The sequence below is a fragment of the Pseudomonas sp. PS02302 genome (genome assembly GCF_029959585.1).
GTDB classification, from domain to species: Bacteria; Pseudomonadota; Gammaproteobacteria; order Pseudomonadales; family Pseudomonadaceae; genus Chryseomonas; species Chryseomonas aestiva.
Map to the genome: position 1 here is coordinate 1 of NZ_JASCON010000139.1, position 4,979 is coordinate 4,979.

The window sequence follows — 4,979 nt, forward strand, 5'->3', positions numbered from 1 at the left end:
GCCGGCAGCAGCCCGTCGTTGCCTGATGGATCCAACCCCTCCGCTGCTATAGTGCAGTCGGCTTCTGACGTTCAGTGCAGCCGTCTTCTGAAAACGACAGCAGCGGCGCGGAATCCGGGCCGCGACGTGTCGCGAAAGTCAGTCGCACAAGTTTGACTTTCGCACCTGATTTTTGCGACAGATTTTTCCCTGCAAAATCAGCGCCGGCGATTTTGTCGCAAAAATCAGGAATTTCGCGACAAATTGATCGCGCCCCGGAATGCGAAGCCCCGCTGTCGGCCATTGTCTGAAGTTCCTCACGGGCAGGCGCTTGATACTTTACTAACTTGTCTGTAAAGTTTGGCTACTCTCACTGAATGGTGCTATCGTGCCTGCCGCCCACTCGAACCGCTGGGTTCTTCTGGTGACCGTCGCCGCCGGTCTCCTGCTTATCGTTCTGGACAATTCGGTCCTCTACACGGCCCTGCCTACCCTGACGCGCGAGCTTGGCGCGACGGCAACGCAAGGGTTGTGGATCATCAACGCATACCCCCTCGTCATGGCCGGCCTGCTGCTCGGCACCGGGACGCTGGGTGACAGGATCGGTCACCGGCGCATGTTCCTCATCGGCCTCGTGCTGTTCGGTGTCGCGTCGATTGTGGCGGCCTATTCGCCTACAGCGGAAATCCTGATCGGGGCGCGGGCCTTTCTGGCGGTCGGCGCGGCGGCGATGATGCCCGCGACACTCGCCCTCATCCGCGTCACCTTCGAGGATGACCGGGAACGCAACATCGCCATTGCGATCTGGGGGTCGTTGTCGGTCGTCGGCGCTGCGCTCGGACCGATCATCGGCGGTTTTCTGCTCGGCCATTTCTGGTGGGGGTCGGTGTTCCTCATCAATGTGCCGGTAGTGGTCGCTGCCTTCATTTCGGCGCTGATCGTTGCGCCGAAGGTGGCCGGCGATGCGACCAAGCCTTGGGACGTGGTGTCGTCGTTTCAGGCATTGGTGGCGCTGTCGGCTTTTGTGATCGCGATCAAGGAATCTGCCCATGCCGGGCAGTCGTGGGCCGTCCCCGCTATTTCGCTGCTGGTTGCCATCCTCGCCGGAGCGCTGTTCGTCCGCCGGCAACTGCGCCTGTCGTTCCCGCTGCTCGACTTCTCGATCTTCCGCAATGCCGCGTTCACATCGGGCGTTCTAGCGGCCGCGTTCTCCCTGTTCGCCATCGGCGGTGTTGAGCTTGCTACGACGCAACGCTTCCAGCTCGTTGCGGGCTTCACGCCGCTGGAAGCCGGGATGCTGGTTTCGGCGGCGGCGCTCGGATCATTGCCGACTGCGCTGCTCGGTGGTGCATTCCTGCATCGTATTGGCCTACGTATCCTTATAGCTGGCGGGCTTGCGGCGGGATCGCTGGCGGTCCTGCTTGCGACATGGGGCATCACTCATGGCCTTGGCTGGCTGATCGCCGGTCTGGCGCTGACCGGTGCCGGCGTAGGTGCAACAATGTCGGTGGCATCAACGGCTATTGTGGGCAATGTGCCTGTGCATCGCGCCGGCATGGCGTCGTCGGTCGAGGAAGTGTCCTACGAGTTTGGCAGTCTGTTCGCTGTCACAATTCTCGGAAGTCTTTTGGCCTACCTCTATACGGTCAACGTCGTGTTCCCCGCCGGAACCTCGGAAGCGGCCCGCGACAGCATGGCGTCGGCGCTGGTCTTTGCCAACGAGGCGGGGGCCGATGGTGTTGTCGTGCGTCAAGCGGCAGGAATCGCATTCGACCACGCCTATACGGTCGTCATGTACGTGGCGGCGGGTGTTCTGGCCGTGGGTGCCCTGATCACCGGCATCCTGTTGCGGCGCTACGGTCCCGGCTCGCAATCGTCAGCCTATCCCACACAACACTAAGGAAGCCGACATGGCGAGAGCCAGCAAGCGCCTCGAAGTGCTTGAAGCCATTGTGAGCATCATCGAGCGTGACGGCCTCACCGCCGTCACCCTCGACGCCGTAGCGCTCGAAACCGGCATGACACGCGCCGGCCTTCTGTATCATTTCCCGTCGCGCGAAGCCCTGATCCTCGCCACCCATGAGCATCTGACTCGCTCATGGGAACAGGAGCTGGAAGCGAGCGCCGGCAACACCTCGGACAGGGCGACAGACGCCGAACGACACGCCGCCTACATCAACACCTGCGCAAGAGCTGCCCGGCGGGTCGAACTGCTGCTCATACTGGAAAGCTCCGACAATCGGCAGCTTGGCGATCTGTGGCAACAGGTCATCGACCGCTGGGCACCTCCTGCGCCGATTGGAAACGACGCTGCCGAGTTGGACAGGTTCATTTCGCGCCTTGCCGCCGATGGGCTGTGGATTCACGAGGCGCTGTCGTCGCGCCCGCTCCCCGAGCAACTGCGCAAGCGTATCGCGGCGCGCCTCGTCGCGATGGCCGCCGGACCTGTTGAGGCGGAAGAAAACCTCCCGAAATAACTGGTGTCCCCCCACAACCCTACTGCGCCGGTGCTGCCGGCGCTTTCACGGTGATGGTGCATTGCTGATCTGAACCGGCCGTGCGCGCGGCCTCGGCGCATTGCCCGATCGCCTCGGCATTGTCGCGCACGAGCTGCGAGGAATCGGCCACGCCGCGCCAGCTTCGGGGATCGGCCACCCGCATCATGGTGACGCCGGCGTTCCATCGGTCCTGACCTATGACGGTCGCCGCAACATGGGTGTCGGCCGAGAAGGGCAGGAAACGCGGCAACAGCAAAATCAGGAATATGCCGACGAACAGCCCGACAAGGCCGGCCATCCATATGCGGAAATCCTGACTTTTCCGGTCGTAGGCGCTTTTCGTATGAGCGGCGAGGTTCCGGCCGGCGCGCTCGAGGTCGGACGCCTGCCGCTCGAGCTGCTGCGCGGCGGTGCGTATCAGGGCCTCGCCGCTGCGCTCGAGGAGCGCCGCATAGTGTGTCGCACCCTGCCGGAGAATAGGCGATTGCTCTACGCCGTGCAGCCGCTCCGCAACATTGTCGAGCGCCTGCACGAGCTGGGCGAGCTGGGGCTTGTAGTCCTGCGCCGGCTCGATCTTTTCGAGCTGGTCGAAAGCCGCTTCCAGCCCGCGCCGCATCACGGTCATTTCCGCGCCGATCTGCGCGCCCTGCGTCTCGATCGTGCGCCGGAGCGCGTCGAACGCGGCGGCCGGGTCGCCGGCGTCCTCGTCCAGTGCTTCCGGCTCGATTCCTTCCCTGTCGTCGTCCAGCTCCGCCATATTCTCCGTGCCTACCTTCCCAAACCGATGCCCCGGCTAAGTTGCCGGCTGCGTGACATTTCCTCTTGCAGCTCGTGGGCGATGCTCTGCCCCCGGCGCTGCTGCTGCCCGATTCCGAGTTCCTGACGGCGATTGCGCAGGATGGAATCTACCTGCGGGTCACGCTCAAGGCTCTTGGTCATGCCGTTCATCTGGCTTTCGACCTTGGCGCGGGCATCGTCGTGCTGCCAGCCGCGAAGCTCCCGGCGCTGGCCCTGTAGCTCCTGCCAGCGTTCAACGAACCGCTCGGCCCTGATATTCGGGTCTTGCAGCGCCGCGTTTTCGCGCTTCATCCCGTCGATAACCTGCGCGACACGCTCCCGGCCGGAAAGCTCGGTCATGGCGCGCACCGTCGCCGGGTCGTTTTGCAACGTCGAGCGCAGCAAATCTTTCATGCCGCCCTGCACCTGGTCGAGCTGCCGGCCGGCATCGCCTATTTCCTGCCGCTGCATGTCGAGGACCGGCAAGCCCTCGCGCCGGTGCTGGTCGATCGACTGATAGGCCCGCGAATAGCGGTCAACGGCGGCCTCAAGCGGCGACTGCCCCCGCGCCCGCTCGGCCAGCCGGTCGGGCGCAGGCGCCTGCCGCAAGCTCCCTTCCCTTTCCGGCCGCTCTGTGCGCTCCTGTGAGGGGGCAGGACGCGCATTGAGCTTGAGGCCGGCGAACATACCGCGCCGCTGCTTCCTTGTTGGAACCAGGGGTTGCGCACCAGCCAGCGATTGTTGCGCGGGCTAGGGTGAGGCAGGGGGAACGCTTGCGGCCAGTGCTCGCGCCAGGCTTCGACCACCCGGGTGAGCGGCGTCTTGCCAGTACCGAGGTGGTAGTCCATGGCGTAGCTGCCCAGCACGATGACCAGCGACAGGCGCTCGAAACGCTGCATGAAGGCTTCGCGCCAGGCGGGGGGCGCACTCCGGGCGTAGCGGCAGGTCACCGCTTTTGCCGGTGCCCGGATAACAGAAGCCCATGGGCAGAATGGCGATGCGGGTAGGGTCGTAGAAGGTGTCGCGGTCCACGCCCAGCCAGGCGCGCAGACGCGCGCCGCTGGCGTCGTCGAAGGGCACGCCTGAGGCATGGACCCGGGCCCCCGGTGCTTGGCCGGCGATGAGGATGGGCGCACTCGGGTGAAACTGGAAGACCGGCTGCACGCCGTGTGGCAGATGCGGTGCGCAGCGCGTGCAGGCGCGGACGTCGGTCAGAAAGGCGTCGAGTGTCGGCATGGCGCGCTTCCGGAAAGGGTGGCTCGCGCAGGACGGAGGTGCCATCCTGCGCGAAGCGTAACCCGGCAGCAAGTCAGTGCTGGGTCAGTGTCGGATAGCCCTGGATGAATACGCGGTCGGTCTTGGCCGCCGGCACATGGCAGCCCATGCAGTCGGCTTCGTAGCTGACGGCGACATTCTTGGCGGGGGCGTCGGCCTTGAACAGCGCCCAGCCCCAGCCGTCGCCCCACAAGGGGTTGCTGGCGAAACGGCCTTTGGCGTCCTTGACCATCACGAACCACACGGCCGCATCGGAACCCCAGACCACAGGGTTGCCAGTGGTCATGGCGCTGGTTTCGAGCTTGCGGATCTCTTTCACCAGCGTGGCGCCGTCCAAGAACTTGCCGGTCTTGCGGTAGTGCTCGGCCGAGGCCTTTAGTCGCCGGCCGTGACGGCCAGTGGCAGGACGAGGGCGCTGGCGAGCAGAGCGCCGGTGAGTGCGATTTTCAT

General features: G+C 64.8%; 6 protein-coding genes and 2 pseudogenes. 2 read left to right on the forward strand and 6 right to left on the reverse strand.

Annotated features, from left to right (window positions below):
* Nucleotides 1-46: 46 nt before the first annotated feature.
* Complete coding sequence (locus tag QMX82_RS25215; protein ID WP_047737078.1) at nucleotides 47-283, reverse strand: hypothetical protein; 237 nt, start codon at nucleotides 281-283, stop codon at nucleotides 47-49.
* An 84-nt stretch (nucleotides 284-367) separates the two neighbouring features.
* Here QMX82_RS25215 and QMX82_RS25220 point away from each other — a divergent pair, with 84 nt between their 5' ends.
* On the forward strand, nucleotides 368-1,879 hold the full coding sequence (locus tag QMX82_RS25220) for an MFS transporter (protein WP_110820748.1): 1,512 nt from the start codon (nucleotides 368-370) through the stop codon (nucleotides 1,877-1,879).
* 10 nt (nucleotides 1,880-1,889) lie between these two features.
* On the forward strand, nucleotides 1,890-2,456 hold the full coding sequence (locus QMX82_RS25225) for a TetR/AcrR family transcriptional regulator (RefSeq protein WP_003830785.1): 567 nt from the start codon (nucleotides 1,890-1,892) through the stop codon (nucleotides 2,454-2,456).
* Nucleotides 2,457-2,475: 19 nt separating this feature from the next.
* Here the strand turns inward: QMX82_RS25225 and QMX82_RS25230 are convergent, their stop codons facing one another.
* From QMX82_RS25230 to QMX82_RS25245, 5 genes and pseudogenes are all read right to left on the reverse strand, one after another.
* The gene (locus tag QMX82_RS25230; RefSeq protein WP_006473465.1) at nucleotides 2,476-3,234 is read right to left on the reverse strand and encodes a DUF6118 family protein; all 759 of its coding nucleotides are present in this window, start codon (nucleotides 3,232-3,234) and stop codon (nucleotides 2,476-2,478) included.
* An 11-nt stretch (nucleotides 3,235-3,245) separates the two neighbouring features.
* Complete coding sequence (locus QMX82_RS25235) at nucleotides 3,246-3,941, reverse strand: hypothetical protein (protein ID WP_047737075.1); 696 nt, start codon at nucleotides 3,939-3,941, stop codon at nucleotides 3,246-3,248.
* A gap of 80 nt (nucleotides 3,942-4,021) precedes the next feature.
* A pseudogene (locus tag QMX82_RS25830) lies at nucleotides 4,022-4,153 on the reverse strand (uracil-DNA glycosylase family protein); the annotation flags it as partial.
* A gap of 61 nt (nucleotides 4,154-4,214) precedes the next feature.
* Nucleotides 4,215-4,535 (reverse strand): annotated as a pseudogene (locus QMX82_RS25835) (uracil-DNA glycosylase family protein); the annotation flags it as partial.
* Nucleotides 4,536-4,563: 28 nt separating this feature from the next.
* Nucleotides 4,564-4,979 (reverse strand): cytochrome P460 family protein (locus tag QMX82_RS25245; RefSeq protein ID WP_233628880.1); only part of this gene is annotated, 416 nt, incomplete at its 5' end.

What these genes read in the sequence shown, in the direction of transcription:
- QMX82_RS25235 (WP_047737075.1), bottom strand. Translation starts at nt 3,941, where the DNA reads ATGTTCGCCGGCCTCAAGCTCAATGCGCGTCCTGCCCCCTCACAGGAG.
- QMX82_RS25230 (WP_006473465.1), bottom strand. Translation starts at nt 3,234, where the DNA reads ATGGCGGAGCTGGACGACGACAGGGAAGGAATCGAGCCGGAAGCACTG.
- QMX82_RS25215 (WP_047737078.1), bottom strand. Translation starts at nt 283, where the DNA reads ATGGCCGACAGCGGGGCTTCGCATTCCGGGGCGCGATCAATTTGTCGC.
- QMX82_RS25225 (WP_003830785.1), top strand. Translation starts at nt 1,890, where the DNA reads ATGGCGAGAGCCAGCAAGCGCCTCGAAGTGCTTGAAGCCATTGTGAGC.